Raw genomic sequence first — 16,309 nt, forward strand, 5'->3', positions numbered from 1 at the left:
TAGAGGGATTAAAACCTTGGTTATGCCGCCTTGCGCTTCTTCTCCTCCAGACTCTTCTTCAACAGGGCCATCATGTCTACGACGTTGGAGGGCTGCGGGACGTTTTCCCTGGGGCTGGGGTTGAATGGCCCTGTGCCTTCTCCTCGATGATTCTTTTCAGGTCGTCGATGTAGCTGTCCTTGTATTTGGCGGGGTCGAACTTGGTGGAGTACTGGTCGATAAGCATGAGGGCCAGGTCGATTTCCTGCTGGCGGAGGTTTTCACCCTGTGGAAGCTTCAGCTCGGCATGGCTTCGTACCTCCTCCTGATAGCGCATCTGATTGAGAACCAGCACATCCTCCAGCGGCTTGACGATGCCGATGCTTCCCCTGTTGCGCAAAACGTAGGAGGCGATTCCCACCTTGCCCGATTTCTTCAGCGCTTCCCGCAGCAAGGCATACGGCTTGGCGCCGGTCTTGTCCGGCTCCAGGTAATAGGGTCGCTCGAAGTATCTGCTGTCGATCTCCTGTTCGTCGACGAAATCGAGAATATCGATGAGGTGGGTCTTTTCCACGCTGGCAATTTCAAAATCCTGCTCGGTAAGAACAATATACTCGCCGCTGGCATGCTGGTAGCCTTTGACGATCTCGCTCATGGGTACTTCCCGGTTCTCAGCCTTGCAGACTTTGATATAGTTTATGGGGTGCAGGTCGGTTTTGTGCAGCAGGCTCAGGTCCAGTGAATTGCTTTCGGAACCGCTGAAAAGTTTCACCGGAATGTTAACCAGGCCGAAACTGATGGAACCGGTCCAGATGGCTTTCATAGGTGCCTCCCTGGTGTTGTGAACAGCAGCTTGTCTGATAAAACATTACCATTTGCCATGGGCTTTGCAACGGGGAGGAGCAGGATGGAAACAATGGAAGTCGCTGACCTGGAGCTGATAGAAGCCTGCTATGAAAAGGCGGTTCTCCTGCTCCATGCCAATTCCAGCGAAGCGGGTATTCTGGCGGCAACCATAACCAGGAAAGCAGCAGGGCGTAACTACACGGCCATCTTCGGCCGGGATGCGGCCATCTGCGCCCTCGGTATGCTGGTCTCCGGAGACGTGGAGCTGGTGCGGGTCGCCCGGCAGGGGCTCGTCACCCTGGCACAGTACCAGGCGCCCAACGGGCAGATCCCCAAATATGTGAAGCCCGAGACCGGGGAGGTGGATTTCTGGTACACCGGCTGTATCGATGCCACTCTGTGGTGGCTGATCGCCATCAGCTTTTACGACCGCCTCTGCCCGGAAGAACAACTTGGCGCAGGCCTCGCCGAAAAATCGGCACTGGCCTTGAATTGGCTCCAATGCCAGGAGCACCAGGCCTGGTACCTTCTCCAGCAGAACGAGGCCAGCGACTGGGCCGACATCATGCCCCGATCCGGTTTTGTCCTTTACAGCAATGTGCTCTGGCACTGGGTGAAAAGGCTCTACGACCTCCCCACCGCCCGCCACACAAGATTATGCAAACCTGCTCTTTAACCCATACGGCAACGTCGTTCCCGAAAAGCGCCGCCCCCGACTCCTTGTCCATTATATCCGCAACCGGTCCAGAGGTACCCCCTTTTACCTCAGTTTCGTCAATTTTGCCGTCTGGGGAATGGAGATCGACGTCTTCGGCAACGTCCTTGCAGCCTTGACCGGGCTGGCCGCTCCATCGCGGGGATGCGAGCTGGTCAGGGCCATTCTGGCCCTGGAGGCGCACCGCCCCTTTCCGCTTCGGGTGGTGGGAAGGCCGATCCAGATCCGTGAGCCGCTCTGGCGGCTTTACATGCACCGCCACCGCCAGAACTTCCCGTGGCAGTACCATAATGGCGGCATCTGGCCCTTTGCCGGCGGATTTTGGGTAATGCTGCTGGCCCGCCTGGGCAAGAGGGAAAAAGCCCTGGTCGAATTGACTCGGTTGGCTCGGGCCAATCAGGTGAACGACTGGGAGTTTAACGAGTGGTTCCATGGCCTGACCGGAGAGCCCTTGGGCATGGGGGGGCAGTCATGGAACGCAGCCATGTTCATCCTTGCCTTCCGCACGGTGATCGACAAAAAGCGCTACGTTTACTGAACGGATGGCGGGCGCGGTTGCCCCCCCGGCCGGGTCTGGTATGCTTCTAAAAAGACTTGTATATTCGCCACCGGTAAAATCTGCGGGAGGTAATCATGGCAAAGCTTTTGACGGAACAGTTCGAGATCACGGCGGACGATCTTAAATCAAGGATGAAGAGCGGCAAGCCGGTATTTCTCGTCAACCTGCGCCATCATGGGGACTGGGATGTCGGCCTGATCAAGGCGCGGGGGGCGCTGAGGGTTGCCGATGACGAGTTGGAGCAGCATCTGGGGGAAATTCCCCATGACCAGGAAATAGTCATCTGCTACCTGGGACCGGGAGATCGACCAAGCGTGGAAGTGGCGCAGATGCTGCAACGAAAGGGTTGGCGGGATGTGCATCCTTTGAAGGGGGGATTCAGCGCCTACCTGGATGCCGGGCTGCCGGTGGAAGACCTGAAGGGAAGAAGTGTCGCCAAAAAGAGGATGCTGCTCAGCGGCGCCTGAGGGTCGAATTCAGCATTGGTTACTCCCAGTTCCCTTCAAAAAGTGGCTTCACCGGATGCTCCTTCCTGTTCAGCTTGAGATCACTGAAAATATCGGCCGAGGACCCGGTTTCCTTATCGGGCTGAGGCCGACAGATGTCAGGAAGGACTTTCTGGCCGATGATTATCTCACGGAAGATGTTTTTCCCCTCAGGCTCAGGACCATGTAAAAGCGCTCCACATCACGCTCCCCCCTGGCCTGCTCCTTTTGCACCTTGGGGCGGTAGAGGAAATAGATATTGCCCCGTTCGAGGATGCCTGTTCCTTTTATTTGAGCCATCAGTACACGTTCTCCCTGACTGTTTCGGGAAAGGCCCCGGCACGGGGCACTTCCGTAACGGTGACTGCCCTTGCCCCGGCCGGCACCCTTTGCCCGCTTTTCGACTGCAGATAAATGGCTCTGGCAGCGGTTCCGGCGGCAATGGCGATCCTTAGGATCGACAGGTAATGTTTCATGGTTTTGACCGGGTTCTTCTTCATTTTGCGGGGCAGCGCTCCATCAGTAGCGCCCCTGGAAGTTCCGCCTCGGGCCGGGGTTTCTTTTTCTTGCGGAAGATGAGCCACAATGCACCCACTCCGATCAGGGCTGCGGGGACGGGTTTCTTTTTCACCGCCTCCGTTATCTTGACCAGCCCGGTAAGCGAATATTCCCTCAGTTTTACCTTCGCCTCAGCCTTCATATGGGCCGGAGCGAACCGTTTCTCGATGGTTTGCAGGGTATCCGTTATCTCTGCTTCCGTGTAACGGATCTCTTCCCGTATCCGGTCGGTCTGGTTCGGCATCACTTGACCGGTTTCATCTGTGCTTTTGCCCATTGAGCAGTCTCCTTGAAGGTCTCTTTGGATTTTTCCGGCGTCAGCTTCATCTGCGACACATCTTTTTTTGCCTTGACCAGCAGCGCACCACCGATACCGATGAAGACAATGCTGATCAACAGGGCGGAGAGCCAGAGGGGAATGAAGACAGCCAGACCGAAGACCATGGCGGCAATGAAGGTCAGCAGCCCGGCGTAAAGCAAGACAGCGGCGATACCTACGGCTATCAGATCCTTCTTGAGCCTTCGACTTTCTCCGAGAGCTCGACCCTCATCAACTCTACTTCTTTTTTGAAGAGAGTCCTGGTTTCCTGGATCAGTTCCGAAAACAGATCACCTAAAGGCCTGTCTTTTTTTTCTGTCATAAGCGCCTCCTTTCTGCCAATGATAGCAGAGGCTTGGTTAGCTACATTTAATTTTATTGGCCGCAACAGGTAATGTCAATGAAGCTGCCTGACAAAAAATTCGGGAGGCTAAACAATTGTGGTCCTAATAAAAAAATGCTAATTCTGCGTTGACAGGCCAACGGCGTCGATTACACTCAAAATTGAGCCTGTAGTGCTTTCCCGTTATCCTGCATTCTGATGTTTCAACCACATAAGAAAGGAGATTGATATGAAAAAATACATGTCGCTGACGGTGGCATCCTTGCTCTTGGGCCTTTCAGGTTGTGCCAAGGAAGTTGTAGTTCCTCCTTCAGCGGAATTGCCCGCAGTAATTGGCGAGGCAAAGGCCACTAAAGACCCCAATGGTAATACCCGTGTCCGTCTAAGGTGGAACACATGGCTCCGCCGCAGAATCTGCAGCCGCCAAAGTCCGTATATGTGGTCTGGGTCGAGACGCCGGAAAAACAAAGATTCAACCTGGGTCAGCTCCGGGTCGACGAAAAACGGCGGGGACAGCTGGATGCCACAACTGCTTTCAAGGTTTTCAGGCTGGTTGTCACCCCCGAGGACTTTCCCACGGTCACCGAGCCGACCGGTCCGGAAGTGCTGGCAACCGGGGTGCTGGAAGCCAAATAACTGCCCGAAAAGGGTGTGAAAGCCTAATGTGAAAGCCTGCCTCAGTGCAGCTTTTCTATTTATTGATGCCGCACCGTTCAGTTTGACTTCCCTTTTCTTCTTAATACAATTTTAAAATAAACTAATTGATTAAGGAGGTAGCGCAATGAGCTTCAATCCTTTCAAAGAACGCGGCATTCCTGCAGAAAAGCAGCTGAGACCCTGGTCGGAGCTTAATGTAAAACCATACGACAAGAATGAGGTCCACCCCTATACCAAGGCGCGTATCATCCTGATGAACGGGGTCGAAGTGGAAGGGGCCATTTTCTCCCACCAATTTGCCCGCAACCTGGACGATCCTGAGCTGAAGAAGCAACTCGCCCTTACCCGCCGGGCGGAACAGCAGCAGCAGAAGGCAATCAACTGGCTTTCCCCCGGAGACGAGACTCCTTTAGAGACCACCATCGGGTATGAACAGGTGGCGGTTGACTTGACCGCCTTTCTTTCGGCCAATGTGCCTGATCCCTACGTTAAGCAGGTCTTCGACTTCGGCCTGTTGGAAGACTTCGATCACTTGTATCGGTATTCAAACCTGTTGCAGATGACCGAAGGGATCAAATCGGAAAAGATGCTGGGCAAATTTACCGAGGTAACACCCGGTCGGCCAACGATAAAGGAGCATCGGCATCCCTTTGACGATGTGAGGAAGCATGTGGACAGGAAGAAAGCCGACCCTTTGACCAACCTCTTCATCCTCACTCTGTTGGCTGGGGAACAACAAACCATGAACTTTTATATGAACCTGGGCAATACCTTCAAGGAGCAGCTGGGAAGAGGACTCTACCAGGAAATAGCCATGATCGAGGAGCAACATGTGACCCAGTACGAGTCGCTGCTCGATCCGACTACTTCCTGGATAGAGAATGCCCTTCTTCACGAGTACAACGAGTGCTGGCTGTACTGGTCATTCATGGAGCAGGAAAAGGATGCGAAGATAAAGCCGATCTGGGAACTGCACCTGAACATGGAACTGACCCATCTGCAGACGGTGGCAGAGATCGCCAGGAAGATGGGGGTGGAACCGGAGCAGCTGGTGCCGGCTTCCCTGCCCAAGCCCCTGGAGTTCAAGTCCCAGATCGATTACGTGCGTGGCATCCTGGCGGAGCAGGTAACCTGGAATGCCTGCGAAACCCAGATCGGTCCTCCGGAAAAGCTGCCGGAAAACTCGCGATACAAGGCAACCCAGGATCTGCTCAATGCCAAGGGTGCGCCAAGCGAGGAAGTCATCAATATGAACCGGTCGAAAAGCGGCAAGGAGTATCGGTGTGAACTGAAAGGGGAACATCCGGTGCGTGAGTTGCGCAGCAAATAGGAAAAAGGAAAACTTGACGGGGAACCAAAAATAAGGCGGCCTGCGGGCCGCCTCGCAAATCGTGCCGGAAACTCAGTGCCGGGTGATCTTGGTTCCCGCAGTGATGCCGAGGATCAGCATGATGAGAGCAACCACCAGGAAGAGGATGAAGAGAAACTTTGCGATGCCGGCAGCGGCAGAGGCTATTCCGGTAAATCCGAACACAGCAGCGACAATGGCTATGATGAAAAAGATAGCTGCCCAACGTAGCATGGCGATTCACCTCCCTCATTGATTTGCCTTCACCATAAGTATATCACCGTGCAAGAGGATGCAGCAAAACAGCTGAAACCGCCAAGCGGGGAAAGGATCTGGCATGTACGATGTGGTAATCGCCGGAGGAGGCATTTCCGGCTGAGTGCCGCCTGGTGCTTGGCAGGTGCTGCAGAAAAGTGCTCGTCTGCGATGCGGGAAGGCCAAGGAATGCCGTTTCCAGGGCACTTCACGGCTTTCTCTCCCGTGACGGCATCAATCCCATGCAGCTTCGCCACCTGGCAAGGGAAGAGCTGAACCGCTACCCGACGGTGTCGTTCAGGGAAAGCGAAATAACTGACGCAGTCGAGACGGCTGACGGTTTTGATGTCCATCTTGTGGATGGAGTGAGACTGCAGGCCGGATATCTGGTGGTGGCAACGGGGGTGGTGGATAAACTCCCGGAAATAGACGGCATTCACGAGCTGTATGGCAGTAATGTCTTTCATTGTCCCTATTGCGATGGTTGGGAGGTGCACGGGGAGCCCCTTGCCGTGTATGGGGATGGGACAACGGGATTCGAGTACGCCCTTGAATTGACCGGCTGGAGCAAGAACGTAATACTCTGTACCGATGGCGGGGTGCTCCCTTCCCCTGTGCAGCTCGAACAGCTTGGGCGCAACGGTATCTCGATTCGCCCCGAGCCCATTCAAAGGCTGGAAAGGGAGAAGGACGGCATGATGATCATCTGGTTCAGAAATGGCAGCGGCTTGATGCGGCGGGCACTGTTTTTCAACCCGCAACAGTACCAGGCTTCTCCCCTGGCCGCGAAGCTGGGCTGCACCATCACTGAGGGGGGAGTGGTCAAGGTGGGGAAATTCCAGCAGACCGGCTCACGGCTGTTCGTCATAGGCGATGCGGCCCGCTCGGTACAGCTGGCCATAGTTGCGGCTGCCGAAGGAGCGGAAGCGGCCTTTGCCATCAACACCAGCCTGCAGAAAGAGTCGATCTGCTGAATTCAGGCAAAAAAGAGCCCTTAAAAGCTTGAACTTCAAAGCTTGAAGGGCTCTTGTCATTATCGGCCGCCACCACTACTGGTCATGACGCCAAACGTGCCACCGGCGCCAGTGCCGGTATCCGTGCCGCCGCCTGTGCCGGTACCTGTGCTGCCGCCAGTGCCGGTGCCGCTTGTCCCACCAGTATCAGTTCCGGTTCCTCCTGTTGATCCGCCGGTTCCGCTACCGGAGGTGCCACCTGTATCACCGCCGGTTCCACCACCGGTACCTCCCTCTTTTTTACACCCGGTGCTAAAGACCATTCCACCTAGAGCAATCAGCGCTGCAACTGTATAAACCGCTTTTTTAACACTTTTCATCGCTGTCCTCCTCTTTGGTATCGTTTGTCTTTTCGCTCATATGAAAGTCTAACTGATAATTCCGGACAGTAAATATATTTTAATATTGCCCGGCGCGATCTGAAAGATGTTGTAAAATTGCCTATTGAGAATCTGAGTTCAGACTGCTGCGAGGTATTTGTATGGATAGAAGGGTTTACCTCAGTATAATCGGCGCCATTGCCACTGCCGGAATTGCCGCCCTGCTCGGTCTTCTGGCAGCACCCATCCTGGAGCCCCTCGCCTGGGCACTGATCATAGGCATCGCAACAATACCCTATTACAACCGGCTGACACAGAGAATTCCAAACCGGCCAGGGAGATGCGCGGGACTGATGGTGCTGGCCGTAACCGTCTGTTTCGTCCTGCCCATTGCCGGACTTATCACCACCATTGCCCAGAACGCCCCGGCATGGTTTCAGACGGCCCAGGGGGTTGTAAGGGATTTTGCCACGTCGGGATCTACCATCCTGCACAGCATTCCCTTCATCGACAGAATAATCTCGTTGGTGGAAAGGAGCGGCATCGATGTGGGGGGCTATGCGGCCAAGTCTGCCGGGCCGATCTCCGGCGGAATCGTCAACGCGGCTACCAACATGGCCAAAGGTCTGGCAGAATTGATGTTCATCCTGGTCGTGGCCCTGTTCATTCTCTTCTTCGTTTACCGCGACGGCGAAAGGGTCATGTCCACTGCCGTAACTCGCTTTGCTCCGGACGGAAACAACATGCGCCGCTACCTTTCCCGGATCCGAGCCACGACAACTGCCGTAGCCGTGGGCACCCTCTTTACCTGCCTGGTTCAGGGAATCATCGCCGGCATCGGCTATTTTTTCGCCGATGTCCCGGCGCCGGTTCTCTTTGCCGGCCTGACATCCGTTGCGGCGTTGGTGCCCGTGGTCGGGACAGCTATCATCTGGGTTCCCCTTGCCGCATATGTGGCTTTCAAGGAGCATACGTTACAGCCGGCCTTCTTGCCCTCTGGTGCATCTTCATGGTCGGTCTTGCCGACAATGCCATCCGTCCCATCGCCGTTGGGGCCAAGGGGAATGTGCCTGTCCCGGCAGTGGTGCTGGGGGCAATCTGCGGTGTGACCACCATCGGCCTTCTCGGCCTGATTCTCGGGCCTATCATTTTTGCCACGGTTATCAATCTCTGGCATGAACTGGCCACCGTTGAAAGGCCGGAGACCGCTCAAGGGGAAGAGACAAGACCCCCATCAGACTGAAATCCGGAAGTGCAGGTGTAATGGGAAACAAAGGTGCATACCTCATTGCCATGCTGATTGCCCTGTTTGCCTTTCTGCCGCCGGTTTCAATGGCGGCAGAGTCGGTGGAAATCGTCGTCACCGGGGTGGAGGATGAGGCGCGGACCAACGTGCAGGAAGCCCTGGCCCTGCCACCGGGAATGGTGCGGGAGGGAAAGGTCGATCGCCTGTGGCTTGAGCGCTTCGCGCGCCAGGCGCCGGACAGGGTGCGCACCGCCCTGCAGCCCTTCGGCTATTACAACGCCCAGGTTGAAACGAACCTTTCGGAGGAGAGAGGATACTTTCGCCTCATGGCAAGAGTTTCTCTGGGTGAGCCTGTGCGTATAGCGGCACTGGATGTGGCTCTGGCAGGGGCCGGGGCAGGAGAAGGGCGGCTGAAAGACCTTGTGGATGTCTTTCCCCTGGAGAAAGGGGATATATTGCTGCAGCAGCCCTATGACCAGGCCAAGGGGGGGCTGGAAGCGGCAGCCGAGGAATTGGGCTTCCTGGATGTCCGGTTCACAGCCCACGAGATCCGTATCGATCCTCCCAGAACATCGGCCCGCATCAGGCTCATCATGGATACGGGGGAGCGGTATTTCTTCGACGGTGCGACCATCGAAGGGGCGCCCGATTATCCCGAGTCCTTCCTGCGCCGCTATCTGAGCTTCAAGTCAGGGGAGCCTTTTTCCTACAGCCGCCTGGGTCAGACCCAGCTCAACTTCAATAACTCGGAGCGTTTCAAGGAGATCATCGTTACCCCCCACAAGGGGGAGGCCACCAACAATACCATACCCGTTTCGGTGCAGCTGAAACAGGCCTACCGCCGCAGCCTGAGGCCCGGGCTCGGCTATGGAACCGATACCGGTGGCCGCTTCTCCCTCCGTTACCGGGATCTGAACATGCTGCATCGGGGCCACGAATACTATGCCAATCTCTTCATCTCCCAGCGCCTGCAAGGCTTTGCCAGCGGTTACGTCATCCCCGACGCCGACGATATCCGTAGCTCCACATCGTTGCAGCTGAATCTGCAGCGTGAGGAAACCACCTACGTCAGCCGCCTGGTGGCACTGGAGCTGGACAAGAACCGTAGTTTCGGCAGGGGGGAGCTTGGAACTGCCTACATCAGACTGCAGCGGGAAAGCTTCACCATCGGCAGCGAAAATTCCAGTTCCAGGCTGGTCCTGCCCGGCCTGCGCTTTACCAAGGACCATTACGGCGACCTCATCAGGCCGGAGAGGGGATTCCGCTACTTTTTCGATGTGCGCGGCACCCACCAACTGATAGGTTCAGACGTGGGCTGATTCAGCTGATCACTGAGGGAAGCGATCTGATGCCGCTGCCGTGGCGACTGTCGCTCCACACCAGGGCCAAGGTCGGCCTTACCCTGCTTAATGATCCCATGGCGGATCTGCCGGCCTCGTTGCGCTTCTTTGCCGGCGGCGATCAGAGTGTCCGCGGTTATTCCTATAAAAGTCTCGGCCCCCGCGACGCCACCGGCGAAGTGGTGGGGGGCAGGCATCTGCTGGTCGGCAGCATTGAGCTGGAGCGTGCCCTGTTCAAGGACTGGGGCCTCTCGGTGTTTTATGACATCGGCAATGCTTCAACAGTTTCACTTCCGTCAAACTATACAGCGGCGCCGGGGTGGGGGTCCATTACTATACCAGGGTCGGCGTAGTCAATCTGTCCATAGCCCGGCAGTTGGGGGTCGACAACCCTGCCTTCCACATCCATTTCACCATAGGGTTGGAACTGTGAAACGTGCCATCGCATACGGTCTGGCGGTTCTGCTGGCGGTGCTGCTAACTGCGGCCCTTGTGGCAATGGGCTGGATTTTTGGCACGACAGCCGGTGCCCGCTGGACACTGCAAAACCTTTCACGGTACACCCCGTTGCAGATATCGGCGGCAAGGGTGGAGGGAAGGCTGCTGGATAGCCTGCGGCTTGAGGGAATAAAAGTCCGTAGCGGTCTGAAACAGGCAACCATTGGCCAGCTGGAGTTCCAGTGGCGACCGGCTTGGTTGGTGACGGGAAGCCTGGTGGTTGATGAGCTGGTGATGGCTGCCGTAGCTGTACGGGATGATACTCCGTCGACCAAAAAGCCGCTGGACCTGAGCTGGCCGCGACTGCCGGGGTTGGCGGACCATGTGGATGTGGAAATCAGAAGCTTGCGGCTGACGGATTTGCGCTATCGCCATAGGGATGCCAAACCGGTACAGGTAAAAAACCTTTCAGCAACCATCTCCTGGCGCGATGGCGTTCTGTCCCTGCCATCAATGACCATGACTACCGATGGGGGGAAGGTTAAGGGGAAAATGGCGGCTGGATTCCATCGGCCGTCACTGGCTATGGATCTGGTGATGACCCCGGCAAAGCCGGTGGCGCAAATGGATTCATTGTCAGTTTTCGGCCGTCTGCTGCCCGCCACTGCTCCGGAGCAACTGGTGGGGCCGGTTCTTGTTGCCGGCAGCGCCAGGGGTGCTCCACAACTGGAAGTAAAGACCGAGCTGGGCTTGACCCGCAATGCCTTAAACCTGCGCCGGCTGAAGATAATCAGGCCGGGGAGCCGGGGAACCATTACCGGTGAAGGAAGCATCAATCTGGCAGCTGTCGAGCCGGAGGTGAAGCTGTCTCTTGCCGCCGCTGACCTGGACCTGTCCCGGGAACTGAGGATGCCGACCGATCTATCCGGCAGCCTGACACTGACGGGAAGCAGTAAAAGATATCAAGGGCAGTTCAGCATCGGCAACCGGGGGAAAGGGTGGCGGGCCGCGGCCCTTTCCGCAACCTTCCGTGGTGGAGATAAAGGACTCAGCCTGGCGCCCCTCAATGGCTCAATGCTTGGCGGCACTGTGGCTGGTATGCTGGAAGTGGGCTGGCTTGGCGGCATCACCGCCAAGGGCCGACTGCAGGGGAAAAACCTGGACCCGGCACGGCTGGCCAAGGACTGGACCGGCGAGGTTAATTTCAATGCCGCAGCGGAAGTGGTATTACCGAAGCAGGGAAGCCTGCAGGGAAAGGCGGATGTGGTTCTGCTGGAGAGCCGCCTCCATGGACAGCCCCTCACCGGCAGGGTCAAGGGGGAGCTTGCCGGGAAAAATCTGCAGATAGCGAATCTGGACCTGCACGGCAGGGGGTTTGATCTGCACGGCTCAGGGGATGTGAGCCGGCGGTTTGATTTGACCGCGGTGGTGACTGATCTGTCCAGACTGGTGCCCGAGACCGCCGGAGAGTTGCGGCTGGCAGGGTGGGGTGCCTGGAAGGATGGCAGAGCCGCTGGCTCCATCAGCGGCAGTGGTCGTAAACTCAAGGGACGCGGCATGGACATCGACAACGTCAACTTTGAAGGAAGGGTTCCCCAGGGAAAGGACCAGCCGGTCCACCTTGCCGCTTTCCTGCAGAAGGCGGCGTACCGCCAGTTCCAGGCCGACTCGGTCCGGCTGAAAATGGATGGCAGGATTTCCGACCACCTGCTCAGCCTGGAGATGACCGCCCCGGAGGCGAGTATTAACCTGGCCCTGGCCGGCAGTTACAGCGGTGGATCATGGCAGGGTACCATCAACCGGTTTTCCGGCCGGGATCGCATCGGCCCGTGGAGACTGCTTGCCCCCGCCAGGCTGCAGGCAAGTTCGGCAAAGCTGTCGCTGGCACGGATGGCCCTTGCCGGGACAGGCCGGGAACGCCTTGAAGCCCGGGCCGAGTTCAGTCCTGGGCCGGTCACTGGAGACGTGGATGTGCAATGGGAGGCGATCAGCCTGAACAGGCTCACCCCATGGCTGCAGGGAGTGCAGGTTACGGGAATCAGTAACGGCGCATGCAGGTTCCATCCTCTCCGGCGACCGGCTTTCATTCAACATAAAAGCAGGGGGGCAGGCAAGGGTAACCAGGGAGGGGCGTACCGTCACCATTGAACGGGCGAACCTCAATGGCGCTGGGAGCGAGAAGGGGATACACCTTGCCCTCGATGCGAAGGCAGCCGAAGGGGTGCAGCTGGAGGCGAAACTAGCCACCGCCGTCCCTGCGAGACTTGCCCTGCCGGAGCAGGGAACCATGGAGCTGAAATGGAGAGTTGCCGATCTGGCAGTACTGCAGCCCTGGATGAAGGGCAACGTCAAGGTCGCCGGTGGTCTGGAGGGCGCGGCAAAGGGTAAGTTCCTGCCGGAAAATCGCCTGGAGATGGCCGGCGATGTGACCCTTACCGGAGGCAATCTCCACTGGCAGAAACCGGAAGGGGAGGGAACCATGGCCCTGAAGGATGCCTCCTTCAAATGGTCATGGCAGGGTGATACCCTGCGGGGCTCAGTGGGGCTGACCCTGGCGGAGTTCGGCCAGGCGAGGGGCAGTTTCACGTTACCGGTGCCCGCAGCCTTCCCGGTCTCCCCGGATCCCCATGGTGCGGTTTCGGCGGCCCTCTCCGGCCGGGTCCAGGAACAGGGTGTACTGTCCGCGTTCATGCCAGGTCTGGTCCAGGAAACCCATGGGCGGGTGGATGTGGATCTTGAAGTCGGTGGCGTCTGGCAGGAGCCGAGGCTTCATGGCAAACTGCAGCTTTCCCAAGCCGGCGCTACCTGCCCGCAGCCGGCATCACCTTGAGGGATGTGACGCTGTCGGCCAATCTGGACAAGGACCAGGTGGGGATAACCCTTAGTGCAATATCAGGCTCCGGTCGGCTCGAAGGGGAGGGGGTGGCCCTTTTGAAAGGGTGGCAGCTGGACAGTTATCGGGGGATCATCACCGGCGACCGCTTTCAACTCATTCATCTGCCGGAACTGGAGGCTTCAGGTTCGCCGCAGCTATCCTTCGATGGCACCATGAAAAAATTGGCGGTGCGCGGAGAGGTGCGCCTGCCGGTGCTTCTTATTCACGGGCAGCCTCCCCGTGCCGGCATCCAGCCTAGCGATGACGTGATCCTGGAGGGGGCGCCGGCAGAGAAAAAAACGCCGCCAGTGGCACTGGATGTTCAGGTCCGGGTCACCCTGGGGGACAGGGTGCTGGTCAAGGCGGAGGGCATCGATGCGCAACTGGGAGGGAGTATGGATCTCACTCTCGCAAGCCTGGACAATATCAGCAGTAAGGGGGAGATCAAGGTGGTCAAGGGTCGATACAAGGCCTACGGCCTCGATCTGGCCATCGTCCGTGGACGGGTTTTCTATGCCGGCGGACCGGTCAATGAGCCGCTGCTGGATATCCTGGCCCTGCGCACTGTCGGTGAGGTGCGTGCCGGGGTCACCGTCAGTGGCACTCCGCGAACGCCGGTGATCAAGCTGTATTCGGTTCCGGCGATGCCGGACATGGATATTCTTGCCTACATGGTATTGGGCCACCCCCTGGGGGCCAGCAGCGAGCAGGCGGGCCTCATGACCCAGGCGGCCGGGCTGCTCCTGTCCACCGGGCAGTCGGTGGTGCTCCAGGACCAGATCAAGAACCGGCTCGGCCTCAGCACCATCGAGATCGAAAGCGGCCAGCGGGACGCGGCGGAAAAGATGGGCTACAAGCAAATTCCGGTCGTCCCCAGCGGTGTCGCACCTGCCAAACAGCCCGATGCCGGTGTCTCCCGATCGATCCTCACCCTCGGCAAGTACCTGACGCCACAGCTCTATATCAGTTACGGCCGCTCCCTTTTTACCGGCGCAAACCTGTTCCGTCTCCGTTACGATATCTCAAGGCGGCTGCAGCTGGAGACGGAAACCGGCAGTGAGAGCGGCGTCGACCTCTATTACAAGATGAACTTCAACTAGACTTTTCCCATGCGCCGGCCGAATTGTTCCACCTTTTCCCAATCGGTGAACTCAATGACAGTCTTGGGATCGGTCGGCCCCTTGGTCATCCACATGATCAGCCTGATCATGAAACGATCGAGGGGGGTATAACTGGGGTAATCGATCTTGCCGGCAAAGACGGCCAGTTCCCTGGGTTTCCAGGAGATCCGCCGGAGAAATTTTTGCAGGTAGGGGTTTTGTTCGGGGATGCTTTTCTCCGGCTTGCGGGCCACGACGTTGACGGAGAAAAAGGCGTTGGGCTTGCTCTCCAGGATGGGGCGGTTTTTCTCGATGAAGCGGGTGATGAGGGGGCTGTGCTTGCCGTAGCGGATGCTGGCGCCTATGATGATTTTATCGAAGGAGGCAAGGTCAATCCGGTCCGCATCCTCAACGGGTACCATGGCCACCTGGTGCCCCTGCTGCTCCACAACCTGCTGCAGCCTGTGGCATATCTTCCTGGTCTGGCCGTCGGTGGTTGAATAGACAATGAGGAATTTTGCCATGGGTATCATCCTTTCTATTGCTGTTCCGGGAGGGTTCAAGAGGGCGGAAGGGTCAATACTTGACCGGTCCCCAGACGAAGCGGCCGGAATGATCGATGTATCCCTTTTTCCCGTCCACTTCCACCCGTGCCAGTCCGTCGACGAAGGCATCGGCGCTTTCAAAGGCAGGCTGGATGGCGATTTTTCCGCTCTTGCCACATAGCCCCATTTGCCGTCAGACTTGATCCTCGCCAGCCCTTCGGTAAAATCGTCCACATCCTTGTATTGAGCGGGAACGACCTTCCTTCCGGCTTTGTCGACAAAGCCCCAGCGGCCATTGATCTTCACTTTGGCCATACCGTCCCTGAAATTCCCCGCATCTTCGAACTCCAGGGGAATCTTCACCTTGCCGCCATGGTCCACAAAGCCCCACTTCTTCTTGCTCCTTACCCTGGCCAACCCTTCGGAAAACTCGTCGTTGTCGTCATAGACAGGGGAAACGACCACCCTGCCGCTCCTATCCATGAAGCCCCATAGGTCATCTACCTGGATCCGGGTCAGCCCCTCCATGAAACCGCCCCGCACATCATCGTAGCGGGGAGGGATAACCTCTTTTCCCTGGCGGTTGATAAAGCCGATTTTGCCGTCCCGCTTGATTTCGTAAAGGGAAGCTCCCTGTTTCTTCTGCTGGCCGCCAAAGGCGGGCAGCGCCAGGGAAAGGACGAGGCAGGCAAGAGAAAAGATCAGTCGTTTCATGGGTGGACCTCCTGGATGCCGTTTTATTACAGCAAATTTGAAGTGGCAGCAACGCTAGTGGCCTGAGCAGGGTCACGGCTCCTCGGCCTGGTTAGCCTTGCGATTTCGGCGGATAGCATTCTCCCTTTCCTGTATGCGCGTCGTCGCTTCGGCTAAGGTGCCCAATCCCATTTCCTTTCGCAACTTGTCAACTTCCACAGGATTCTCCATCGGCAATGGAAGAGCAGTTCCGTTTTCATCCACATCATGCTGGGTGCCGTAAATTTGAGGTCTTCCAGACATGGTGAGTACTCTGTCTTGGAGGTAGGCGAAGTGGCTACCTTCTGCATCGCCCCTTTTAACAGCCTCTCGGAGAAGTGGCAGGCATGAGTCCATAAATGCAGTGTCCAATACCGCATGCTGGACGATGAGCCAAGCAGCCTCGGCAGCCTCCTTGCCCACCAAGGTAATCCCTGGCCATCCGTGTTCTTCGATGATTTGCTTTATGCGCTTGTTATTTCGCTCGTGTACTTCCTTGATTTTCGGATGGTAGACCACCGTACCCAATTCCCCACTATCGATCAACTCCTGCAATGTTTTCTGATCCTCATGTTGCATTGAGAGCAGCTCATCACTAAGCTCTTTGTCCAAGTATGCATTCCTTTCTCTTAGGTG

The 16,309-nt window shown here is 57.2% G+C and carries 23 protein-coding genes; 13 read left to right on the forward strand and 10 right to left on the reverse strand.

Annotation, left to right across the window (positions count from 1 at the left end):
* Window positions 1–76: 76 nt before the first annotated feature.
* Entirely contained in the window at window positions 77–802 is a 726-nt protein-coding gene (gene ku / locus JCM15764_RS09815; RefSeq protein WP_243688696.1) for a non-homologous end joining protein Ku, read from the reverse strand.
* Window positions 803–886: 84 nt separating this feature from the next.
* Here ku and JCM15764_RS29500 point away from each other — a divergent pair, with 84 nt between their 5' ends.
* From JCM15764_RS29500 to JCM15764_RS09825, 3 genes are all read left to right on the forward strand, one after another.
* Window positions 887–1,501: a glucosidase family protein gene (locus JCM15764_RS29500; protein ID WP_243688697.1), complete on the forward strand. Its 615-nt coding sequence runs from the start codon at window positions 887–889 to the stop codon at window positions 1,499–1,501.
* The gene (locus tag JCM15764_RS29505) at window positions 1,491–2,078 is read left to right on the forward strand and encodes a glycoside hydrolase 100 family protein (protein WP_243688729.1); all 588 of its coding nucleotides are present in this window, start codon (window positions 1,491–1,493) and stop codon (window positions 2,076–2,078) included. Before JCM15764_RS29500 ends, JCM15764_RS29505 begins: the two co-directional genes overlap by 11 nt.
* Before the next feature lie 95 nt (window positions 2,079–2,173).
* Entirely contained in the window at window positions 2,174–2,566 is a 393-nt protein-coding gene (locus tag JCM15764_RS09825; protein ID WP_054695175.1) for a rhodanese-like domain-containing protein, read from the forward strand.
* Window positions 2,567–2,728: 162 nt separating this feature from the next.
* On the opposite strand, the gene JCM15764_RS22740 is transcribed toward JCM15764_RS09825, so the two are convergent.
* The 5 genes from JCM15764_RS22740 to JCM15764_RS22745 are packed head-to-tail and all read right to left on the reverse strand — an operon-like array spanning window position 2,729 to window position 3,783.
* Window positions 2,729–2,884 (reverse strand): hypothetical protein, encoded by a 156-nt coding sequence (locus tag JCM15764_RS22740; protein ID WP_243688698.1) that lies wholly within the window; start codon window positions 2,882–2,884, stop codon window positions 2,729–2,731.
* Window positions 2,884–3,084, reverse strand: coding sequence for a hypothetical protein (locus tag JCM15764_RS09830; RefSeq protein ID WP_054695178.1), 201 nt, complete (start codon window positions 3,082–3,084; stop codon window positions 2,884–2,886). The genes JCM15764_RS22740 and JCM15764_RS09830 overlap by 1 nt, the downstream gene beginning before the upstream one ends.
* Window positions 3,081–3,419 (reverse strand): hypothetical protein, encoded by a 339-nt coding sequence (locus JCM15764_RS09835; RefSeq protein ID WP_054695180.1) that lies wholly within the window; start codon window positions 3,417–3,419, stop codon window positions 3,081–3,083. Before JCM15764_RS09835 ends, JCM15764_RS09830 begins: the two co-directional genes overlap by 4 nt.
* Window positions 3,386–3,622 (reverse strand): phage holin family protein, encoded by a 237-nt coding sequence (locus JCM15764_RS09840; protein ID WP_054695182.1) that lies wholly within the window; start codon window positions 3,620–3,622, stop codon window positions 3,386–3,388. Before JCM15764_RS09840 ends, JCM15764_RS09835 begins: the two co-directional genes overlap by 34 nt.
* Before the next feature lie 23 nt (window positions 3,623–3,645).
* Window positions 3,646–3,783, reverse strand: coding sequence for a phage holin family protein (locus JCM15764_RS22745; RefSeq protein ID WP_243688699.1), 138 nt, complete (start codon window positions 3,781–3,783; stop codon window positions 3,646–3,648).
* A 417-nt stretch (window positions 3,784–4,200) separates the two neighbouring features.
* On the opposite strand from JCM15764_RS22745, the gene JCM15764_RS09845 reads away from it, so the two are divergent.
* Both JCM15764_RS09845 and JCM15764_RS09850 read left to right on the forward strand, forming a co-directional pair.
* Window positions 4,201–4,440 (forward strand): hypothetical protein, encoded by a 240-nt coding sequence (locus JCM15764_RS09845; protein WP_054695187.1) that lies wholly within the window; start codon window positions 4,201–4,203, stop codon window positions 4,438–4,440.
* A gap of 145 nt (window positions 4,441–4,585) precedes the next feature.
* Window positions 4,586–5,791: a ferritin-like domain-containing protein gene (locus tag JCM15764_RS09850; RefSeq protein ID WP_054695190.1), complete on the forward strand. Its 1,206-nt coding sequence runs from the start codon at window positions 4,586–4,588 to the stop codon at window positions 5,789–5,791.
* Between the two features lie 72 nt (window positions 5,792–5,863).
* Here JCM15764_RS09850 and JCM15764_RS09855 read toward each other — a convergent pair whose 3' ends face one another.
* On the reverse strand, window positions 5,864–6,043 hold the full coding sequence (locus JCM15764_RS09855; protein WP_012645444.1) for a DUF1328 domain-containing protein: 180 nt from the start codon (window positions 6,041–6,043) through the stop codon (window positions 5,864–5,866).
* Window positions 6,044–6,222: 179 nt separating this feature from the next.
* Between JCM15764_RS09855 and JCM15764_RS09860 the strand changes: the two genes are divergently transcribed.
* Complete coding sequence (locus JCM15764_RS09860; protein WP_243688700.1) at window positions 6,223–7,038, forward strand: NAD(P)/FAD-dependent oxidoreductase; 816 nt, start codon at window positions 6,223–6,225, stop codon at window positions 7,036–7,038.
* Window positions 7,039–7,097: 59 nt separating this feature from the next.
* On the opposite strand, the gene JCM15764_RS22750 is transcribed toward JCM15764_RS09860, so the two are convergent.
* A complete protein-coding gene (locus JCM15764_RS22750; protein ID WP_243688701.1) occupies window positions 7,098–7,397 on the reverse strand; it encodes a hypothetical protein in 300 nt (99 codons plus the stop codon).
* A 161-nt stretch (window positions 7,398–7,558) separates the two neighbouring features.
* Between JCM15764_RS22750 and JCM15764_RS09870 the strand changes: the two genes are divergently transcribed.
* From JCM15764_RS09870 to JCM15764_RS09895, 7 genes are all read left to right on the forward strand, one after another.
* Window positions 7,559–8,506: an AI-2E family transporter gene (locus tag JCM15764_RS09870; protein WP_243688702.1), complete on the forward strand. Its 948-nt coding sequence runs from the start codon at window positions 7,559–7,561 to the stop codon at window positions 8,504–8,506.
* Window positions 8,503–8,640 carry a hypothetical protein gene (locus tag JCM15764_RS22755; RefSeq protein WP_243688703.1) on the forward strand — a complete coding sequence of 46 codons (138 nt, stop codon included), beginning with the start codon at window positions 8,503–8,505 and terminating at the stop codon, window positions 8,638–8,640. Before JCM15764_RS09870 ends, JCM15764_RS22755 begins: the two co-directional genes overlap by 4 nt.
* A 20-nt stretch (window positions 8,641–8,660) precedes the next feature.
* Window positions 8,661–9,962, forward strand: a complete 1,302-nt coding sequence (locus JCM15764_RS09875) for an autotransporter assembly complex protein TamA (RefSeq protein ID WP_054695200.1) — start codon at window positions 8,661–8,663, stop codon at window positions 9,960–9,962.
* Window positions 9,963–9,991: 29 nt separating this feature from the next.
* Window positions 9,992–10,336 (forward strand): BamA/TamA family outer membrane protein, encoded by a 345-nt coding sequence (locus tag JCM15764_RS09880; RefSeq protein ID WP_054695204.1) that lies wholly within the window; start codon window positions 9,992–9,994, stop codon window positions 10,334–10,336.
* 76 nt (window positions 10,337–10,412) lie between these two features.
* Window positions 10,413–12,569 carry a translocation/assembly module TamB domain-containing protein gene (locus tag JCM15764_RS09885; RefSeq protein ID WP_054695207.1) on the forward strand — a complete coding sequence of 719 codons (2,157 nt, stop codon included), beginning with the start codon at window positions 10,413–10,415 and terminating at the stop codon, window positions 12,567–12,569.
* A 73-nt stretch (window positions 12,570–12,642) separates the two neighbouring features.
* Window positions 12,643–13,251 (forward strand): translocation/assembly module TamB domain-containing protein, encoded by a 609-nt coding sequence (locus JCM15764_RS09890; protein ID WP_054695210.1) that lies wholly within the window; start codon window positions 12,643–12,645, stop codon window positions 13,249–13,251.
* 5 nt (window positions 13,252–13,256) lie between these two features.
* Complete coding sequence (locus JCM15764_RS09895; protein WP_243688730.1) at window positions 13,257–14,396, forward strand: translocation/assembly module TamB domain-containing protein; 1,140 nt, start codon at window positions 13,257–13,259, stop codon at window positions 14,394–14,396.
* Here the strand turns inward: JCM15764_RS09895 and hemG are convergent.
* Together hemG and JCM15764_RS09905 are read right to left on the reverse strand one after the other, a co-directional pair.
* Window positions 14,393–15,655, reverse strand: coding sequence for a menaquinone-dependent protoporphyrinogen IX dehydrogenase (hemG, locus tag JCM15764_RS29510; RefSeq protein ID WP_243688704.1), 1,263 nt, complete (start codon window positions 15,653–15,655; stop codon window positions 14,393–14,395). The genes JCM15764_RS09895 and hemG overlap by 4 nt on opposite strands.
* A gap of 72 nt (window positions 15,656–15,727) precedes the next feature.
* Window positions 15,728–16,285, reverse strand: coding sequence for a DUF6624 domain-containing protein (locus JCM15764_RS09905; RefSeq protein ID WP_054695215.1), 558 nt, complete (start codon window positions 16,283–16,285; stop codon window positions 15,728–15,730).
* Window positions 16,286–16,309 lie beyond the last annotated feature (24 nt).

It is taken from the genome of Geotalea toluenoxydans JCM 15764, assembly GCF_001311985.1.
Taxonomy (GTDB): Bacteria; Desulfobacterota; Desulfuromonadia; order Geobacterales; family Geobacteraceae; genus Geotalea; species Geotalea toluenoxydans.